The sequence below is a fragment of the Saccharopolyspora cebuensis genome, from assembly GCF_039542665.1.
Classification (GTDB): Bacteria; Actinomycetota; Actinomycetes; order Mycobacteriales; family Pseudonocardiaceae; genus Saccharopolyspora; species Saccharopolyspora cebuensis.
The window spans coordinates 333,281-350,371 of the sequence record NZ_BAABII010000016.1; the positions used below are offsets into that span (position 1 = coordinate 333,281).

Here is a 17,091-nt window from a genome sequence, read left to right on the forward strand (position 1 = left end):
TGACAACGTTGGTTATGCTCCGCTCATGCCGCCTACCTCGGAGCCGCCTACCTCGGAGCCGCAGCCCACGGAGCCGCAGCGCTGGGTCGACACCGCGGACGGGCTGCGGCTGCCGGTCTGGGAGCGCGGCGACCCCGCCGCGCCGACGGTGCTGCTGGTGCACGGCTATCCCGACGACCACGCGGTGTGGGACGGGGTCGCCGACGTGCTCGCCGAGCGCTTCCACGTGGTCGCCCACGACGTGCGCGGCGCCGGGCGGGCCGGGGTCCCGGCGCGGCGCTCCGGCTTCCGCCTCGACCGGCTCGCCGAGGACCTGCGCCGGGTGGCCGACGCCGTCGCCCCGGGCAGACCGGTGCACCTGGTGGCGCACGACTGGGGGGCGATCCAGACCTGGCACGCGGTGACCGATCCCCGCGCCGACGACCGGTTCGCCTCGTTCACCTCGATCTCGGGTCCCTGCCTGGACCACGCGGGCCGGTGGATCCGGGACAAGCTCCGCCATCCGACCCCGGCCGGGCTGCGCGCGCTGCTGACCCAGCTCGTCCGCTCCGGCTACATCGGCTTCTTCCAGCTCCCGGCGTTGCCCGAGCTGGCCTGGCGCTCCGGGGCGCTGCCCCGGCTGCTCCGCGCGCTGGAACGGCCCGACCGGCGCGCCGCGGCGCGCCCCGCCCGGCCCGCGCTCGCCGACGGGGTGCGCGGCCTGGCGCTGTACCGGGAGAACATCCGGCCCCGGTCGGGGGCCCGGCCGCCCCGCCGCACCGGGCTGCCGGTGCAGGTCCTCGCCCCGGTCGGCGACCCGTTCGTCTCCGCCCCCGTGCAGACCGAGATCGAGCCGTGGGTGCCGGACCTGCGCATCTCCCGGGTGCCCGGTGGCCACTGGCTGCCTCGCAGCCGCCCGGCGCTGGTCGCCGAGCACGCCGCCGAGCTCATCGACCACGTCGAGACCCACCGCCCGGCCAAGTGAGCCCGGCCGATCAGCCCGGGGCGTCTTCGACGGCCAGCGAGATGAGCATGGCCAGGCGCTTGTCCGGGTCGTCGAGCGGGAGCTCGGTGATCTGGTGCATCCGGCGCATGCGGTAGCGCACGGTGTTCGGGTGCACGTCGAGCAGGCCCGCGGCGGTCGGCAGGTCCCCGTGCGACTGCAGCCAGGCGCGCAGGGTGGGCAGGTACTGGGTGGCGTAGGCCGCGTCGTGGCGGGCGAGGTCGGTGAGCGGGCCCCGGGACGGGGTCCGACCCGACGCGGCCGCGCGGCGCAACCGCTGCAGCAGCACCTGGTCCCAGGATTCGTCGTAGCTGATCGGCGGGCCCGCGTGCCTGCTCGCGTGCAACGCGAGGCACTCGTCGGCTTCGCTCCTGCTCGCGGGCAGTTGGTCGGGCGTGGCCGGAGCACCGATCCCCGCCACCGTCGTGAGGTGGCCGGGGAGGTGCGCGGTGACGTCGTGGAGCCAGTCCCGCGCCGGCCGGGGGTCCTCACCGCACGGCAGGATCGTGTACACCGTGCTGCCGAACAGCGCGCTGCGGCTCAGGCGGGACCAGCCGAACCCGGTGGTGGCGCGTTCGAAGGCGAGCAGGGCGGCGGCGTGCTGATCACCGTCGGCGTGGGCCTGCAGGGCGATCACGCGGTACCGGCTCTGCGCGAGCCCGAGCTTCCCGAGCGTCGCGGCGGAGCCGGGCCCGGCCTCCAGCAGCCGGATGACCAGTTCCGATTCGACGTGGCGCTCCAGGTCGGCGCTGACCCGGGACCGCAGCAGGTGCAGGGCCACCGTGCGCGCGCTGTCCTGCAGGATCCCGGCGCGGTGCCGCGGCAGCGGGGTGTCGCAGGTCGCCCACAGCGAGCCCAGCAGCTCCCGACCCGCGCGAACGGCCACGACGGTGCGCCCGCGCAGGCCGTGCTCCGGTGAGGGGGCGACGAACAACGGCTCGTCGGATTCGGCGAGGTGGGCGAACACGCCGCGCCGGGTGAACAGCGCTCGGATCTCCTCGGGCACCGACCGCGCGAGGATCGTGCTGTGCCGCACCTCGTCGACGTCGTGCTGCCGGCTGGAGTAGGCGACCACCCGCGACCGGCGGTCCTCGATCGTCACCGGCGCCTCGGTGGCGGCGGCCACGGCATCGGCGAGGGCGAACAGGTCGCTCGGGCCGCGCCCGGATTCGGTCTCCCGGCCCTCGAACACCAGCCCGTACACCAGCTCCGCGAGCAGGCTCCACGACAGGGCGCGGTCGGCGGCCAGCACGGCGATCCCCTCGCTGCGCGCCGCGGCCGACCGGACCTCCTCGGCGGCGTCGGCGTGGACCAGGACCGCGACCGCTTCGGCGGCGGCGGCCAGCTCCACGGCGCGGACGGCCGTGGCGACACCGACGGCCAAGAACACATCACCCCGGGTCGGCGTGGCCTCGATCGGATCGTGCATGGCGACGCTGCGCAGCTCGGCATCGCGTCCGGCGGCGACGACCAGCTCGACGCCGTACCCGCCCAGCACGGTGACCAACCTGTCGAGCTTGATCACGCGCCTTCCCCTTCACCGCCCGATTCCGACGGTCCGGACTGTACGCAAGCCCGCCCCCGCGCTCCTCGGCCCTCCGCCGCCGCCCCGCCGCGAGGACCGCGGAGCGCGGGGATTGGCGGGAGCGAACAAAACAGGCCGCCGCGATTGTCCGACATCGATAACCGCTCGTGGCGCCGGACTGGTCATCATCGGGGTGCGGGGTGCGTGCCGGATCGCGGAGGCCGGTCATGCCCCCGGACCCCAGTTCCCACGAGGACGCCGGTCCGCTCCGCGAGCGAGCGGGAGCTCCGCCCCGGCGCGCACCCAGGCAGGACGTCGCCATGAACACCTCTCAGCCCGTCTGGCTCACCCCCAGCGCTTGCGAGCGCCTGCGAGCGGAGCTGGCCGAGCTGCGCGGCGATCCCGGCGCCGGCGCGGACGGCTCGGACACCGCGGTCGCCGATCCGGAGCACTTCGCCGACCACGCTCGCCGACGCGCCCGGATCCAGCAGATCCAGGACCTGCTCGGCCGCGCCGTCGTCGGGGAGGTGCCACCCGACGACGGGGTCGCCGAGCCGGGCATGGTCCTCACCGTCCGGTTCGACGGCGACGGCGACACCGACACGTTCCTGCTCGGCACCCGGTCCGGCAACGATCCGGACGGGGTGGAGGTCTGCTCCCCGGAATCACCGCTGGGCGCCGCGTTGCTGGGGGCGCGGCAAGGGGACCGGCGCAGCTACCTCGGCCCCGATGAGCGGGCGGTGCAGGTGACCCTGCTCCGCGCCGTGCCGTACGACCAGCACGGCTGACGGTGCCCGCGCGGAGCGGGACCCCGAGCGGTGCGCGCGCCGCCGGACGCGGCGGCGGCGTCCGGCGGCCCAGGACCACGTTCCGCCACCGGCGGCGGTGCGGGACCAGCCGAGCCGGCCGGAACGCCCGGCCGGGAGAACACCGTTGTGCGATTCCACGGCGAGGACGCAGATGAACGCGACGCATTCCCCCCGACTCGTGACGCCCGCGATGCTGTTCCTCGGGGGCGCGGGCGTGCTCCTGGGCGACCTGCTGTTCGGCCGAGGTGGTGGCCACGTCTGGGACGAGCTCGGGGTCGGCATGCTCCTGTTCGCCCTGGTGGGGGCGAGCTACGAGCTCGACCGGCGCCGCCGCCGGTAGGCGTCAGCCGGTCCGCTCGGCGAACTCGACGAGCCCGCCGCCGGTCTCGGCCAGCAGCGCCACGAAGATCGCCCGCAGCGGCCGGTCGTCGGTGCGCACCAGCCAGGAGTGGACCGCCGCGCCGAAGCAGGCCATCAGCGTCATCGTCCACGCCGCCGCCCGCGGGTCGTCGGTACCGGTGCCGAGGCGCTCGGCGACGACCTCGGCGATGTCCTGGACCCAGCGCTGCTTGAGCAGCTGGAGCTCGTAGTCGCAGCCGGACTCCAGGTTGTCCAGCAGCCGCGCCCGCATCAGGTGCTGGGCCCGGTCCGGTTCCATCCGGTCGGCGGCGTCGAGCATCGCGGTGGCCACCGCCCGCAGCGGCGGGACCTCGGCGGGCAGCTCGGCGATCACCTCGCGCATCCGCTCGGCCTCGTGGGCCGGGTCGCCGAACAGCACCGCGTCCTTGCTGGGGAAGTGGCGGAAGAACGTGCGCGGCGCGATGTCGGCGGCCTCGGCGATCTGCTCCACCGTGGTCGCCCCGAAGCCCTGCGCGGTGAACAGCTCCAGCGCGGCCGCCTCGATCGCCGCCCGGGTGCGCTGCCTGCGCCGATGCCTGCGGTCGGGTTCGGCGGATGCGGGGCGTTGCGGCGGGGCGGCGGTCATGACGCCAGGTTTCCCCGGTCCCGGGCCCCGGTCAAGCGTGACTGCCGTCATGACTGACAATTGTCAGGACTGACATAACCTGGTCGCGACGATCGTCGAACCGAGGAAGCTGGAGGCGGCCACGTGCCGAGCGGAGTGAACGCACCCGAGCAGTTGACGCCGGGGGAGCAGGCGGCCCTCGACGAGGGCATCGACCCGGGGGTCTACCGGCGGCGGTGGACGACGCTGCTGGTGCTGTGCCTGGCCCTGTCCGCGACGATGCTGGCCAACACGTCGCTGGGCGTGGCGCTGCCCTTCCTCGCGGTCGACCTCGGCGCCTCGATGTCCGAGCAGCAGTGGTTCAACAACGCCTACGCCCTGGTGTTCGCCGGGCTGCTGTTCACCACCTCGGCGATCGCCGACCGCTACGGCCGCAAGGCGATGCTGCAGGCCGGGATGGTGCTGTTCGGCATCGTGTCGGCGTACGTGTGGCTGTTCGTCGGTTCCAGCGCCGAACTGATCGTCGCGCGCGGCCTGCTCGGCCTCGGTGCCGCGATGATCATGCCGGTCACGCTGTCCATCCTGACCAGCGTGTTCCCCAGCTCCGAGCGCACCAAGGCGGTGAGCCTGTGGGCGGCGGTCTCCGGCGGAGGCACCGCGCTCGGCCCGGTGCTCGCCGGGCTGCTGCTGGAGGTGGCGAGCTGGCACTCCGTGTTCGTGATCAACATCCCGGTGGTGGTCGTCGGCGTGCTCGCCGCCATCCGCTACGTCCCCGCCCACCACGGCCGCCGCGACGAGACGCTGGGCGGCATCGACCTCGGCGGGGCCGTGCTGTCCACCGCGGGCATCACGCTGGTGGTGTACGCGCTGATCGAGGCCCAGCACGTCGGCTGGACCGCACCGCGCACCCTGCTGATGGTGGCGCTGGGCCTGGTGCTGGTGGCCGCGTTCGTGCTGTGGGAGCGGCGGGCCAAGAACCCGATGCTCGACGTCTCGCTGTTCACCAACCCGCGCTTCTCGGCCTCGGCGGTGGCGCTGACCCTGGTGTTCTTCGCGATGGTCGGGGTGTTCTTCGCGCTGAGCCAGACGCTGATCCTGGTCTTCGGCTACTCGCCGCTCAACGCCTCGATGTCGATGCTGCCGATGACCGTGGTGATGGTCGCGATCGCCCCGCTGGTGCCCCGGCTGGTGGCCCGCTTCGGGCCCCGCAACACCATCTCGACCGGCCTGGTGCTGTCGGCCGCGGGCATGGCCGTGCTGAGCACGCTGACCGCCGACTCCGGCTACTGGCACCTGCTGGGCGGGCTGTCGCTGACCGCGCTGGGCATGTGCGTCGCGATGGCCCCGGCCACCGATCAGCTCATGGCCTCGGTGCCGAGGGAGCGCGCCGGGATGGGCTCGGCGACCAACGACGTCACCCGCGAGGTCGGCGCCTCGCTCGGCGTCGCGGTGCTGGGCAGCGTCGTGGGCAGCGCCTACGCCGGGCAGCTCGCCGACGCGGTGGCCGGGCTGCCCGCCGAGGTGCGGGAGATCGTCACCGGGTCGCTGGCCGGCGGTGTGCAGGTCGCCACCCAGCTCGGCCAGGCGGGACAGGCGCTGCTGACCGAGGTGACGACCGCCTGGATGGACGGCCTGCAGGTGGCGCACTGGGTCGGCGCCGGGCTGATCCTGCTCGCCGCCCTGATCGCGTGGACCTGGCTGCCCCGCAAGCAGGCGGAGGACCAGGGCTGAGCCGTTCGGGTTTGACGGCTGCGATCACCGGGTAGTGCCTGTACCGCGAACAGCGGTAGGGGAGGAGACCCGATGGTGGAGTGGTTGCGCTGGCCGGTGCTGCGGCAGCTCACCGGCTCGGACCCCCTCGGCCGGGGTGCGGCCGTGCGTTCCCGCAGCACCGACGCGCAGCGGGCCCGCACCGAGGACGCCGACGAGGTGGTGCGCTCGGTGTGCCCGTACTGCGCCGTCGGCTGCGGTCAGCGGGTCTTCGTCCGCGACGGCGCCATCACCCAGATCGAGGGCGACCCGGACTCGCCGATCAGCCGGGGGCGGTTGTGCCCGAAGGGATCGGCGAGCCGGGAGCTGGTCACCTCGCCGCACCGGGAGTCCGCGGTCCGCTACCGGCGCCCGCACGGCACCGAGTGGGAGGACCTCGACCTCGACACCGCGCTGGACATGATCGCCGACCGGGTGCTGGCCACCCGGGACGCCACCTGGGAGGACACCGACGCCGAGGGCAGGGACCTGCGGCGCACGATGGGCATCGCGAGCCTCGGAGGAGCGACCCTCGACAACGAGGAGAACTACCTCATGAAGAAGCTCTACACCGCCCTCGGCGCGGTCCAGGTGGAGAACCAGGCGCGTATTTGACACTCCTCCACGGTTCCCGGTCTGGGAACCTCCTTCGGGCGCGGCGGCGCCACGACCTTCCAGCAGGACCTCGCCGAATCGGACTGCATCGTCATCCAGGGGTCCAACATGGCCGAGGCCCACCCGGTCGGCTTCCAGTGGGTGATGGAGGCCAAGCGGCGCGGGGCGACGGTCATCCACGTCGACCCGCGGTTCACCCGCACCTCGGCGGTCGCCGACCAGCACGTCGCGCTGCGCCCCGGCAGCGACATCGCGTTCCTCGGCGGCCTGATCCACCACGTGCTGTCCCACGACGCCTACTTCCACGACTACGTGCGGGCCTACACCAACGCGGCGTTGATCATCGGCGAGGACTTCGAGGACACCGAGGACCTCGCCGGCGTGTTCTCCGGCTTCGACCCGGTGGAAGGCAGCTACGACACGACGAGCTGGCGCTACGAGAGCAGCGGTACCGGCCCGGCGCCGCGTGAACCCCGGGCGGGCGGCGGTCCGTCGACCGCGCACGGGCGCGAGCGGCAGGCCAGCAGGCCGGAGCGGGCCGGATCCGGCGGGCCCGTGTACCACGGCGAGGCGGCGACCGACCCGACGCTGAGCCACCCGCGGTGCGTGTTCCAGCTCCTCAAGCGGCACTACGCCCGGTACACCCCGGAGATGGTGGAGCGCGTCTGCGGCGTCCCGCGGGCGGAGTTCCTCCGGGTCGCCGAGGCGCTGGTGGCCAACTCCGGCCGGGACCGCACGTCGGCGTTCGCCTACGCCGTCGGCTGGACCCACCACACGGTCGGCGTCCAGTACATCCGGGCGGCGTCGATCCTCCAGCTGCTGCTGGGCAACATCGGCCGCCCCGGCGGCGGCATCCTCGCGTTGCGCGGGCACGCCAGCATCCAGGGCTCCACCGACATCCCGACGCTGTTCAACCTGCTGCCCGGCTACATCCCGATGCCGCACGCGCACACCGACACCGACGTCGACAGCTTCGTGTCCGACGACGAGGAGGCCCACGGCTTCTGGGGCAACATGCGCGCCTACCTGGTCAGCCTGCTCAAGGCGTGGTGGGGCGAGCACGCCACGGCCGACAACGACTACTGCTTCGACCGGCTGCCGCGGCTGACCGGCGACCACGGCAACTTCCAGACCGTGTCCGACCAGATCGACGGCCTGGTCAAGGGCTACTTCGTGATCGGCGAGAACCCGGCGGTGGGCACCGCCAACTCCCGCCAGCAGCGGATGGGCCTGGCCGCCCTGGACTGGCTGGTGATCCGCGACCTCAACCTGGTCGAGACCGCCACGTTCTGGAAGGACGGCCCGGAGGTCGAATCCGGCGAGATGTCCACCGAGGACATCGGCACCGAGGTGTTCTTCCTGCCCGCGGCCTCGCACACCGAGAAGGACGGCACGTTCACCAACACCCAGCGGCTGCTGCAGTGGCACCACAAAGCCGTCGAGCCGGCCGGGGACCGGCGCAGCGACCTGTGGTTCTACTACCACCTCGGCCGCCGGTTGCGGGAGAAGCTGGCCGCCCGCGGGGAGCTCGCCGAACGCGACCGGGCGCTGCTCGAACTGACCTGGGACTACCCGACCGAGGGGCCGCTGGACGAACCGAGCGCGGCCGCGGTGCTGCGGGAGATCAACGGCACCGGCCCGGACGGCGGGCCGCTGTCGGCCTACACGGAGCTGGCCGCCGACGGCTCGACGAGCTGCGGGTGCTGGATCTACTGCGGGGTCTACGCCGAGGACGTCAACCAGTCCGCCCGCCGCCGCCCCGGCGGCGAGCAGAGCCGGGTGGCGCCGGAGTGGGGCTGGGCCTGGCCGGCGAACCGGCGCATCCTCTACAACCGGGCCTCGGCCGACCCCGAGGGCAGGCCGTGGAGCGCGCGGAAGGCCTACGTCTGGTGGGACGAGGACAGCGGGCGCTGGACCGGGCACGACGTCCCGGACTTCGAGGCCACCAAACGCCCCGACCACGTCCCGGAACCGGGCGCGACCGGACCGGCGGGCCTGGCGGGCATCGATCCGTTCGTGATGCAGAGCGACGGGAAGGCGTGGCTCTACGTGCCTTCCGGCCTGGTCGACGGACCGCTGCCCGCGCACTACGAACCGCAGGAATCGCCGCTGGCCAACCAGCTCCACCCGACGCAGCAGCGCAACCCGGCGCGCCAGGTCAACTCGCGGCCGGAGAACCGCTACCAGCCCAGCGGGGACGAGCCGGGGGCCGAGGTCTACCCGTACCTGTTCACCACGTTCCGGCTCACCGAGCACCACACGGCGGGCGGGATGAGCCGCTGGCTGGGGCACCTGTCGGAGCTGGCCCCGGCGATGTTCCTGGAGATCTCGCCCGAGCTGGCCGCCGAGCGCGGGCTGTCCCACCTGGACTGGGCCACCGTGGTGACCGCGCGCAGCGCCATCGAGGGCCAGGTGCTGGTCACCTCGCGGATCCGCCCGCTGCGCCACGGCGACCGCACCGTGCACCAGATCGGCATCCCGTGGCACTGGGGCCCGAACGGGCTGACCACCGGCGACGCGGCCAACGAGCTGGTCGGGGTCGCCCTGGACCCCAACGTGCACATCATGGAGACCAAGGCGGGCACCTGCGACCTGCGGCCCGGCCGCAGACCGCGCGGGGCGGACCTGCTGGAGCTGGTCGAGCAGTACCGCCACCGGGCGGGCATCACCGAGCTGACCGGAACCGAGTTCGCCGATCACCCCCGGCGTTCGGGAGAGGAGGAGAAGTGACCGCCAACCGGCTCAGCGGGCCGCTGCCCGACCCGGCGGGGGAGGCGGGGTACCCGGCCGACCACCCGGAACGCGTCGGGTTCTTCACCGACACCAGCGTGTGCATCGGGTGCAAGGCCTGCGAGGTGGCCTGCAAGCAGTGGAACCTCCTCCCGGAGGACGGCTTCGACCTGACCGGGATGTCCTACGACAACACCGGCGAGCTCAGCGGCACGACGTGGCGGCACGTCGCCTTCATCGAGCAGCGGGTGCCCGCGGTCGACCTCGGGATGCCTTCGGTGGGGCCGCAGGACGAGCAGGAGCAGCCGCCCGAGGACCAGATCCGCTGGCTGATGTCCTCCGACGTCTGCAAGCACTGCACGCACGCGGCCTGCCTGGACGTGTGCCCGACCGGTGCGCTGTTCCGGTCCGAGCACGGCACCGTGGTCGTGCAGGACGACGTGTGCAACGGCTGCGGGTACTGCGTGCCCGCCTGCCCGTACGGGGTGATCGACAAGCGGCCGGACACCGGCGGGGTCGCCAAGTGCACGATGTGCCAGGACCGGCTGGGCGCCGACCTCGCCCCCGCCTGCGCCACGGCCTGCCCGACCGAGTCGATCCAGTACGGCCCGCTCGACGAGCTCCGCGAGCGCGCCGCCCAGCGCGTCGACGAGCTGCACGAGCGCGGCGTCACCAGCGCCCGGCTCTACGGGCACGAACCCGATGACGGCGTCGGCGGCGACGGGGCCTTCTTCCTGCTGCTCGACGAGCCGGAGGTCTACGGGCTGCCGCCGGACCCGGTGGTCACCACCCGGGACCTGCCGTCGATGTGGCGGCACGCGGCGGGCGCGGCGCTGGCCGGCGCGGCGCTGATCGCCGGGTGCTTCGCGGGGAGGACGCGGTGAAGGCGGAGCAGGGGATGGTGCCGGAAGCGGAGTTCCGGTCGTACTACGGCCGGCCGGTGATCAAGGAACCGGTCTGGAAGGTGCCGGACGTGCCCGCCTACCTCTACCTCGGCGGGCTGGCCGGCGCTTCGTCGACGATGGCGCTGCTGGCCGACGCGACCGGGCGGCCGGTGCTGACCCGCACCGGCCGGATCAGCGCCGCCGCCGGGGCGACCGCCAGCGTCGCCTTCCTGATCCACGACCTCGGCAGGCCCGCCCGCTTCCTCAACATGCTGCGGGTGTTCAAGCCGACCTCGCCGCTGAGCGTGGGGTCCTGGATCCTCGCGCCGTTCTCCGCGCTGGCCGGAGCCGGGGCGGCCAGCGACCTGACCGGCCTGCTGCCGGGGCTGGGACGGCTCAGCAGCTCGGTGGCGGGGGTGGTCGCGCCCGCCATGACGACCTACACCGCGGTGCTGCTGTCCGACACCGCCGTGCCGGGCTGGCACGAGCCGTTCCGGGAACTGCCCTACGTGTTCGCCGGGAGCGCCGTGGCCAGCGCGGGAGCGGTCGGGATGCTGGCCGCTCCCGCGCGGGAGGCGGCGCCCGCGCGGCGGATGGCGGTGGCGGGCGCCGCGCTGGAACTGGCCGCGAGCCACCGGATGGAGCACCGCGACGAGGTGATCGGCGAGGTCTACCGCACCGGGCGCGCGGGGACGGTGCTGCGCGCGGCGAAGGCCCTGACCGTCGCGGGAGCGGTCGGCGCGGTGTTCGCCCGCCGCAGCCGGGTCGCCGCGGTGGCGGCCGGGGTGTGCCTGTCGGCGGCCGGAGCGGCGACCCGCTACGGCGTCTTCGAGGCGGGGCGCCAGTCGGCCCGCGACCCGCGCTACACCGTCGTGCCGCAACGCCGCCGCGCCGCGGTCTGAGGGCCGCGCCCGGCTCCGCGGGCGTTCGGGCGCGGGAGGACTCAGCGGTTTTCCCGCTGCTCCTGCTGTCGGCGCACCCGCTCACGGCACGGACGAATGGTAGGTCCGGGCTGAGCTCCGCCCTCCTTGTTTCGTACGCACGATTACTTCAGTGCTGAGTGAAACTTAGGGCTCGGCTTCAGCTTGCGGCTGGTGGCCGTTCGCCACGCTGGCGCGTCCCTCGACGACCCGCTGGACGTGCCGGTCGAGTTGGTCGACTACCTCGCCGAACGGCTCCACATCGCGGACGCGACATGCGTGGAGTCCTGCGGCGAGCGCGCCATGACGCGTCGGGAACACCAGTGGGAGATCCGGGTGCGGCCACGATGTTGAGCCAGCGGTCCGCGGGGTAGGGGCACCACACCCACCCCGGTGGCCAGGCAGCTCGTCCACTCGGCCAGGTCCGGAGTCGGAGAACAGGTGGGCCGAAGTGGACGGCACCAGCTCCGTCGATGGGTCAACGGCGGCTGTCACCCGGGATCGGCGGGCTGGTGCGTGGCACTTTTCGTGATCGTCTGTGGTTTCAGTGTCCAATGAAATCAATCCACGCAAAGCGGACGCGAAGAACCGCCGGGAAGTGTTCGCGAAAGTCCGCTGTGGACGATCGCGAGCACTGATCGAGCACGGCGGGGAACACTCCGTGCTCGCCCGCGAGGAGAGTCGGGTGGTTCAAGTCTCACGCTCAGTGATCATGGGTCCTGCGGGGGAGATCGGTGCCGCGATCCTCTGATCTGCGGAAACATCGACATCGCGCCGATCTTGGTGGTGTTTCTATGGCGAGTGCCACCGTCGCTCGATTTGGTTCCGGGGTTCGTCGCTACGTAGCGTCGCCCGGCGTCGGCCCCCCGAGCCGATGCAGGCAAGACCCCCGGAAGACCATCCGCCGATCCTGCCCCGCGGTCTTCCTTCCCCGAACCCCGAGGGGCAGGAGCACGGGAGCGGCGCCGCGCGCCGGACCGTGCCGGCGCAGCAGGAGGACCATCATGGCTAGCTCCCGAGGCAAGCACCGCAAGACCGGCCGCACCGCGGCCCGCGTGGCCGTCACCGGTGCGGTGATCGCCGCTCCGGTCGTCCTCGCCCTGCCCGCCAACGCCGCGTCGGAGTCCACCTGGGACGCCGTCGCGCAGTGCGAGAGCGGCGGCAACTGGCAGATCAACACCGGCAACGGGTACTCCGGTGGGCTCCAGTTCAGCCCCTCCACCTGGTCGGCCTACGGCGGTGACCAGTACGCCGCCAACGCCGCCGACGCCACCCGCGAGCAGCAGATCGCGGTCGCCGAGCGCGTCCTGCAGGGCCAGGGCCCCGGCGCCTGGCCGGTGTGCTCGCAGGAGGCGGGCCTCACCGCCGGCGGCGGCCTGGCGCACCAGGACGTCTCCGGCGAGGCGCAGTCCTCCGGCGAGACCGGGTCGAGCCAGTCCTCGGAGACCAGCGGCTCCGACCGGTCGCAGCAGGAGCAGCACACGTCGGCCGACGGCAGCAGCTACACCGTGCGCTCCGGCGACACGCTGGGCTCCATCGCCGCCCTGTACGGCGTGGACTGGCAGAAGCTGCACGAGCTCAACACCGGCGAGATCAGCGACCCGAACCTGATCTTCCCCGGGCAGGAGCTCGCCCTGCGGTGACTCGCCCGGTCCGGGTGATCGGGTGAACCGCGCGGGGCCCCGCCTGCCTCTCTCCGGCGGGGCCCCGCGCGGCATCGTCTTTCCCTCACTTCAGCCGCCGTCGCCGCACATCGCTGCGGACGTCCCAGATGGTCCAGCCGATCGCGCCGAGGACCAGGGCGGTCAGCACCACGAGCAGCAGGGCTTGGGTCACGGCGAACTCCCTCCGGATCGTCCGAAACGACGGGTGGACCGCACTTCCGACCCTACTGACGCGAAGGATGATCGCCGAGGGTGCTCTGCGCTTCCGACCTGAACGAGTGAGGTCGGGAGTGGACGGCCCTCCCGGTCCGGTCGAGGTTTTCCGCGCCGTGCGGTCGAATACCGGACTCGTCGTGGCTGACCGGCCGCTGTCCGCAGTGGTCACTCCGCGTGCGCTGAGCATCATGAGGTCGAGTGACTCGTTCCCATCCGGATGATGACCCGGCGTGTTGCGGCCCGGTCCGCCCCGATGACCGGCGCACGATGGACCGGCGTCGGTCCCGGCGCTCCCCGGCAGCGGAGAGGAACCCGCGCGATGCCCCTCGTCCTGGCCGCCACGTCCGCGGACCCCGCCGCGATCTCCGCCCTGCACGGCTGGGTCGGTCCCGGTGCGGTGGTGGGGGGACTGCTCCTCTTGGTCATCGCGCTGTATCGCCGTTCCCGCGCGACACTGGCCAGGAAGCGGGACGCGGCGCAGCCGGGGGATGGATGAGGCGGCGCCGCCCCGCGCCGTGAGCCGCTGCGCGCGGCTCGCCGAGTGGGGGAGTGACGCATGACCGATACCACCCGGGAGAGGACCGGCACGAACCCGGACGCGACCGGTCCGAGAGCCGAGCAGAACTGGCGGCTCGTCCCGCCCCGGCGTCCGCACCGACCCGATCCGCGCACCGCCTTGGCCGTGCGCGTCGGTCGCACCGCCGCCGCGCTGTCGCAGCGGTTCCGCCTCGGCAGCGGCGGGATGATCGGCGGCAGGCTGGCCCTGAGAGTACAGCCCGACGCCCTGCGGCGGTTGGCGCTCGGTCGGCGTGTCGTGATGGTGACCGGAACCAACGGCAAGACCACCACGACCCAGATGGTCGCCGAGGCGCTGCGCTCGCGAGCGCCCGCGGTCAGCAACGCGACCGGCGCGAACATGCTCGACGGCCACGTCGCCGCGCTGCTGTCCGCCCTCGACGCGCCCTACGCCGCCCTCGAGGTCGACGAGCTGCACCTGGCGCAGGTCACCGCCCGGTTCGAGCCGTCGGTGATCGTCCTGCTCAACCTCAGCCGGGACCAGCTCGACCGGGTGGGGGAGATCCGCACCGTCGCCGAGAGCCTGCGCCGGGCGCTCGTGCGCGCCCCCGGCGCCCGGGTGATCGCCAACCGCGACGACCCCAACATCGTCTTCGCCGCGATCGACCACCCGCAGGTGACCTGGGTGTCCGGTGGTGCGCGGTGGAAGGACGACGCGTCGAACTGCCCGCGCTGCGGGGCCTACCTCGGCGAGACCGACGTCGAGTGGACCTGCGCCTGCGGGCTGAGCAGGCCGGCGGCCGACTGGACGGTCACCGGCACCGGGGTGATCGGCCCCGACGGCGCCCACCACGAGCTCGACCTGAGCCTGCCGGGGCACGTCAACCGGGTCAACGCGACCTTCGCGCTGGCGTCCGGTCTCGCGCTGGGCTGCGACGGATCGGCCGCGCTGGCGCGGATCAGCGGGATGGCGCAGGCCAGCGGGCGCTACAGCACCGTGCGGCTGGCCGGTCGGACGGTCCGGTTGCTGCTGGCCAAGAACCCGGCGAGCTGGCTGGAGATGCTCGACCTGGTCTCCGGGCACCAGCGGCCGCTGGTGCTGGTGGTCAACAGCCGGGAGGCCGACGGCTACGACGTGTCGTGGCTGTGGGACGTGGACTTCGAATCGTTGCGGGACCGGACCGTCGTCGTCTCGGGTGACCGGGCGCTGGACCTGGCGGTGCGGTTGCGCTACGCCGGGGTGCGCTGCGCGGTGGTGCCCACCGTGCTGGAGGCCGTCGGTTCGGCGGCGGGGGAGGGGGTCCCGGACGTGATCGCGAACTACACGGCGTTCCGGGACCTGTTCGCGCGGAAGGAGCGGGCATGACCGCCGAACCGGTGCGCATCGCGCTGCTGCTGCCCGACCTGCTGGGCACCTACGGCGATCGCGGCAACGTCCTGGTGCTCGCCCAGCGGCTGTCCTGGCGCGGCATCGCCAGCGAGACGATCACGGTGCTGTCGTCGTCGGCGGCGGTGCCCGATTCCTGCGACCTCTACCTGCTCGGCGGTGGGGAGGACGTCGCGCAGGTCGCGGCGGTGCGGTTCCTGCGCCGCAACCAGGGCCTGCAGCGGGCGGTGGGGCGCGGTGCGCCGGTGCTGGGCATCTGCGGCGGGCTGCAGGTGCTGGGCACGAGCTTCGAGACCGGCGACGGGCAGCGGCACTCCGGGCTCGGGCTGGTCGACGCGGTCACCGAACCGGGACCGGACCGCGCGATCGGGGAGGTGACCACCCATTCCGCGCTGGGCGGGGTGGGCGCCCTGACCGGGTTCGAGAACCACCTCGGCCGGACCCGCCTGGGCGGCCACGCCGAACCGCTGGGCCGGGTGGTGCGCGGTACCGGCAACGGCTACGACCAGGTCGAGGGCGCGGTCTGCGGCCACGTGGTCACCACCTACCTCCACGGGCCGGTGCTGGCGCGCAATCCGAAGCTGGCCGATCTGCTGCTGGAGTGGGCGATCGGCGAGCCGCTGGAGCCGCTGGCCGATCCGCCGGAGCTCACCGCGCTGCGCGCCGAGCGCACCCGCAGCTACGCCCGCACCCGCAAGTAGCCCGGCCGCCGGAGGATGTCCGCAGTGGAGAGGGAGACCGGAGCGACCGCGGCGGTCCTGAGGCTGCCGGGCATCGTGCTGGGGGTGGGGCTCGGCGGGTTCGTCGACGGCATCCTGCTGCACCAGGTCCTGCAGTGGCACCACATGCTGAGCAGCACGGACACCGACAACATCGGGGTGCGGTACTACGACCCGGAGACGGTTTCCGGGCTCGAGATGAACACCCTGTGGGACGGCCTGTTCCACACCGTGTGCTGGCTCGCCGTCCTGATCGGCCTGGCCCTGCTCCACTCGCGGGTCACCCACCACCGCCGCCAGGTGTGGGCTTCGCGCGTGCTGTGGGGCTGGGTCCTGGTCGGGTGGGGCCTGTTCAACCTCGTCGAGGGGATCGTGGACCACCACGTCCTGGGCATCCACCACGTCCACGGCGGCCCCCACCGGCTGTGGTGGGACATCGGTTTCCTCGTCCTGGGGGCGCTGCTGGTCGCGGTCGGGTACTGGGTCCAGCGCAGCGGAGGGCGGTCCGGTCCGGGCGCCGCGGCCGCGCGCCGAGGCGGGCAGCGGTCGTGATGGCCCACGCCGAGCACGCGGTGGGCGGCGGGCTCCTGGGGGTGGTGCTGCCCGCGCTCGCCGTGCTCGTGGTCGCGGGCGGCTACCTGCACCTGGCTCGGCGGGCCCGGTGGCGCAACCCGGTGCGGGGCTGGAGCCGGTGGCGCACTGCGGGCTTCCTCACCGGCCTCGCGCTGCTGGCGGTGGCGTTGCTGCCGCCGGTGGCGGCGTTCGCCCACGCCGATTTCCGCGGTCACATGGTCCAGCACCTGCTCATCGGGATGTACGCGCCGCTCGGCTTGGTGCTGGGCGCCCCGGTCACCCTGCTGCTGCGGACCCTGCCCACCGCGCACGCGCGGCGGCTGACCGGGGTGCTGCACAGCGGCCCGGCCCGGCTGCTGGCCCACCCGGCGACCGCGCTGCTGCTGTCCAGCGGCGGGCTCGTCGTGCTCTACGGCACCCCGCTGCACGAGGCCACCGCGGCGCACCCGGTGGGGCACTGGCTGGTGCACGTCCACTTCGTGCTCTCCGGTTACCTGTTCGCCCACGCCATCGCCGGTCCGGACCCGGACCCGGCGCGTCCCGGGGTGCGCGCCCGCCTGGTCTACCTCGGCTGCGCCATCGCGGTGCACGCGGTGATCGCGCAGCTCATGTACGGCGGTGTCGGGATCGAGGTGCACGCCCCCGCAGCCGAGGTCCGGGGTGGTGCGGAACTGATGTACTACTTCGGCGACATCGCCGAACTGCTCCTCGCCGCGGTGCTGGTCAGCACCTGGCGCCCCGACCGCCGTCCGGGTCGTCGAGCGCTCGCCCGCCCCGCGGTCGGGTAGGGCACTCGGTAGCCATCCCGGCGGCGGCGATCGCGGACACCATCGCCTTC

Annotated in this window: 15 protein-coding genes; 13 read left to right on the forward strand and 2 right to left on the reverse strand. The window is 73.4% G+C overall.

What is annotated here, in order from left to right; translation table 11 throughout:
* Nucleotides 1-25 precede the first annotated feature (25 nt).
* A complete protein-coding gene (locus ABD976_RS21715; protein WP_345366091.1) occupies nt 26-964 on the forward strand; it encodes an alpha/beta fold hydrolase in 939 nt (312 codons plus the stop codon).
* Nucleotides 965-974: 10 nt separating this feature from the next.
* On the opposite strand, the gene ABD976_RS21720 is transcribed toward ABD976_RS21715, so the two are convergent.
* A complete protein-coding gene (locus ABD976_RS21720; RefSeq protein ID WP_345366093.1) occupies nt 975-2,507 on the reverse strand; it encodes a PucR family transcriptional regulator in 1,533 nt (510 codons plus the stop codon).
* A gap of 320 nt (nt 2,508-2,827) precedes the next feature.
* Between ABD976_RS21720 and ABD976_RS21725 the strand changes: the two genes are divergently transcribed.
* Both ABD976_RS21725 and ABD976_RS21730 read left to right on the forward strand, forming a co-directional pair.
* Nucleotides 2,828-3,295: a GreA/GreB family elongation factor gene (locus tag ABD976_RS21725; protein WP_345366095.1), complete on the forward strand. Its 468-nt coding sequence runs from the start codon at nt 2,828-2,830 to the stop codon at nt 3,293-3,295.
* Nucleotides 3,296-3,467: 172 nt separating this feature from the next.
* Complete coding sequence (locus tag ABD976_RS21730; protein ID WP_345366097.1) at nt 3,468-3,656, forward strand: hypothetical protein; 189 nt, start codon at nt 3,468-3,470, stop codon at nt 3,654-3,656.
* 3 nt (nt 3,657-3,659) lie between these two features.
* On the opposite strand, the gene ABD976_RS21735 is transcribed toward ABD976_RS21730, so the two are convergent.
* Nucleotides 3,660-4,301 (reverse strand): TetR/AcrR family transcriptional regulator, encoded by a 642-nt coding sequence (locus ABD976_RS21735; protein WP_345366099.1) that lies wholly within the window; start codon nt 4,299-4,301, stop codon nt 3,660-3,662.
* Nucleotides 4,302-4,424: 123 nt separating this feature from the next.
* Here ABD976_RS21735 and ABD976_RS21740 point away from each other — a divergent pair, with 123 nt between their 5' ends.
* The 10 genes from ABD976_RS21740 (at nt 4,425) to ABD976_RS21785 (ending at nt 17,041) form a co-directional block, all read left to right on the forward strand.
* Nucleotides 4,425-6,011 carry an MFS transporter gene (locus ABD976_RS21740; RefSeq protein WP_345366101.1) on the forward strand — a complete coding sequence of 529 codons (1,587 nt, stop codon included), beginning with the start codon at nt 4,425-4,427 and terminating at the stop codon, nt 6,009-6,011.
* A gap of 72 nt (nt 6,012-6,083) precedes the next feature.
* Nucleotides 6,084-9,374, forward strand: a complete 3,291-nt coding sequence (gene fdh / locus ABD976_RS21745; protein ID WP_345366103.1) for a formate dehydrogenase — start codon at nt 6,084-6,086, stop codon at nt 9,372-9,374.
* Nucleotides 9,371-10,258 (forward strand): 4Fe-4S dicluster domain-containing protein, encoded by an 888-nt coding sequence (locus ABD976_RS21750; RefSeq protein WP_345366105.1) that lies wholly within the window; start codon nt 9,371-9,373, stop codon nt 10,256-10,258. The genes fdh and ABD976_RS21750 overlap by 4 nt, the downstream gene beginning before the upstream one ends.
* Nucleotides 10,259-10,272: 14 nt before the next feature.
* Nucleotides 10,273-11,160, forward strand: a complete 888-nt coding sequence (nrfD, locus tag ABD976_RS21755) for an NrfD/PsrC family molybdoenzyme membrane anchor subunit (RefSeq protein WP_369774495.1) — start codon at nt 10,273-10,275, stop codon at nt 11,158-11,160.
* Nucleotides 11,161-11,343: 183 nt separating this feature from the next.
* Complete coding sequence (locus tag ABD976_RS21760; RefSeq protein ID WP_345366109.1) at nt 11,344-11,532, forward strand: DUF4158 domain-containing protein; 189 nt, start codon at nt 11,344-11,346, stop codon at nt 11,530-11,532.
* 650 nt (nt 11,533-12,182) lie between these two features.
* A complete protein-coding gene (locus tag ABD976_RS21765) occupies nt 12,183-12,821 on the forward strand; it encodes a transglycosylase family protein (protein WP_345366111.1) in 639 nt (212 codons plus the stop codon).
* Between the two features lie 793 nt (nt 12,822-13,614).
* The gene (locus ABD976_RS21770) at nt 13,615-14,940 is read left to right on the forward strand and encodes a Mur ligase family protein (RefSeq protein ID WP_345366113.1); all 1,326 of its coding nucleotides are present in this window, start codon (nt 13,615-13,617) and stop codon (nt 14,938-14,940) included.
* Nucleotides 14,937-15,662 (forward strand): type 1 glutamine amidotransferase, encoded by a 726-nt coding sequence (locus ABD976_RS21775; protein WP_345366115.1) that lies wholly within the window; start codon nt 14,937-14,939, stop codon nt 15,660-15,662. Before ABD976_RS21770 ends, ABD976_RS21775 begins: the two co-directional genes overlap by 4 nt.
* A 24-nt stretch (nt 15,663-15,686) precedes the next feature.
* Nucleotides 15,687-16,232, forward strand: coding sequence for a DUF2243 domain-containing protein (locus ABD976_RS21780; RefSeq protein ID WP_345366117.1), 546 nt, complete (start codon nt 15,687-15,689; stop codon nt 16,230-16,232).
* Nucleotides 16,232-17,041 carry a cytochrome c oxidase assembly protein gene (locus tag ABD976_RS21785; protein ID WP_345366850.1) on the forward strand — a complete coding sequence of 270 codons (810 nt, stop codon included), beginning with the start codon at nt 16,232-16,234 and terminating at the stop codon, nt 17,039-17,041. Before ABD976_RS21780 ends, ABD976_RS21785 begins: the two co-directional genes overlap by 1 nt.
* The last annotated feature ends 50 nt before the right edge of the window (nt 17,042-17,091 follow it).

Bases quoted from the DNA above. Each gene is read 5' to 3' on its own strand.
- ABD976_RS21715 (WP_345366091.1), top strand. From the start codon at position 26: ATGCCGCCTACCTCGGAGCCGCCTACCTCGGAGCCGCAGCCCACGGAG.
- ABD976_RS21725 (WP_345366095.1), top strand. From the start codon at position 2,828: ATGAACACCTCTCAGCCCGTCTGGCTCACCCCCAGCGCTTGCGAGCGC.
- ABD976_RS21730 (WP_345366097.1), top strand. From the start codon at position 3,468: ATGAACGCGACGCATTCCCCCCGACTCGTGACGCCCGCGATGCTGTTC.
- ABD976_RS21735 (WP_345366099.1), bottom strand. From the start codon at position 4,301: ATGACCGCCGCCCCGCCGCAACGCCCCGCATCCGCCGAACCCGACCGC.
- nrfD (WP_369774495.1), top strand. From the start codon at position 10,273: ATGGTGCCGGAAGCGGAGTTCCGGTCGTACTACGGCCGGCCGGTGATC.
- ABD976_RS21765 (WP_345366111.1), top strand. From the start codon at position 12,183: ATGGCTAGCTCCCGAGGCAAGCACCGCAAGACCGGCCGCACCGCGGCC.
- ABD976_RS21770 (WP_345366113.1), top strand. From the start codon at position 13,615: ATGACCGATACCACCCGGGAGAGGACCGGCACGAACCCGGACGCGACC.
- ABD976_RS21775 (WP_345366115.1), top strand. From the start codon at position 14,937: ATGACCGCCGAACCGGTGCGCATCGCGCTGCTGCTGCCCGACCTGCTG.
- ABD976_RS21785 (WP_345366850.1), top strand. From the start codon at position 16,232: ATGGCCCACGCCGAGCACGCGGTGGGCGGCGGGCTCCTGGGGGTGGTG.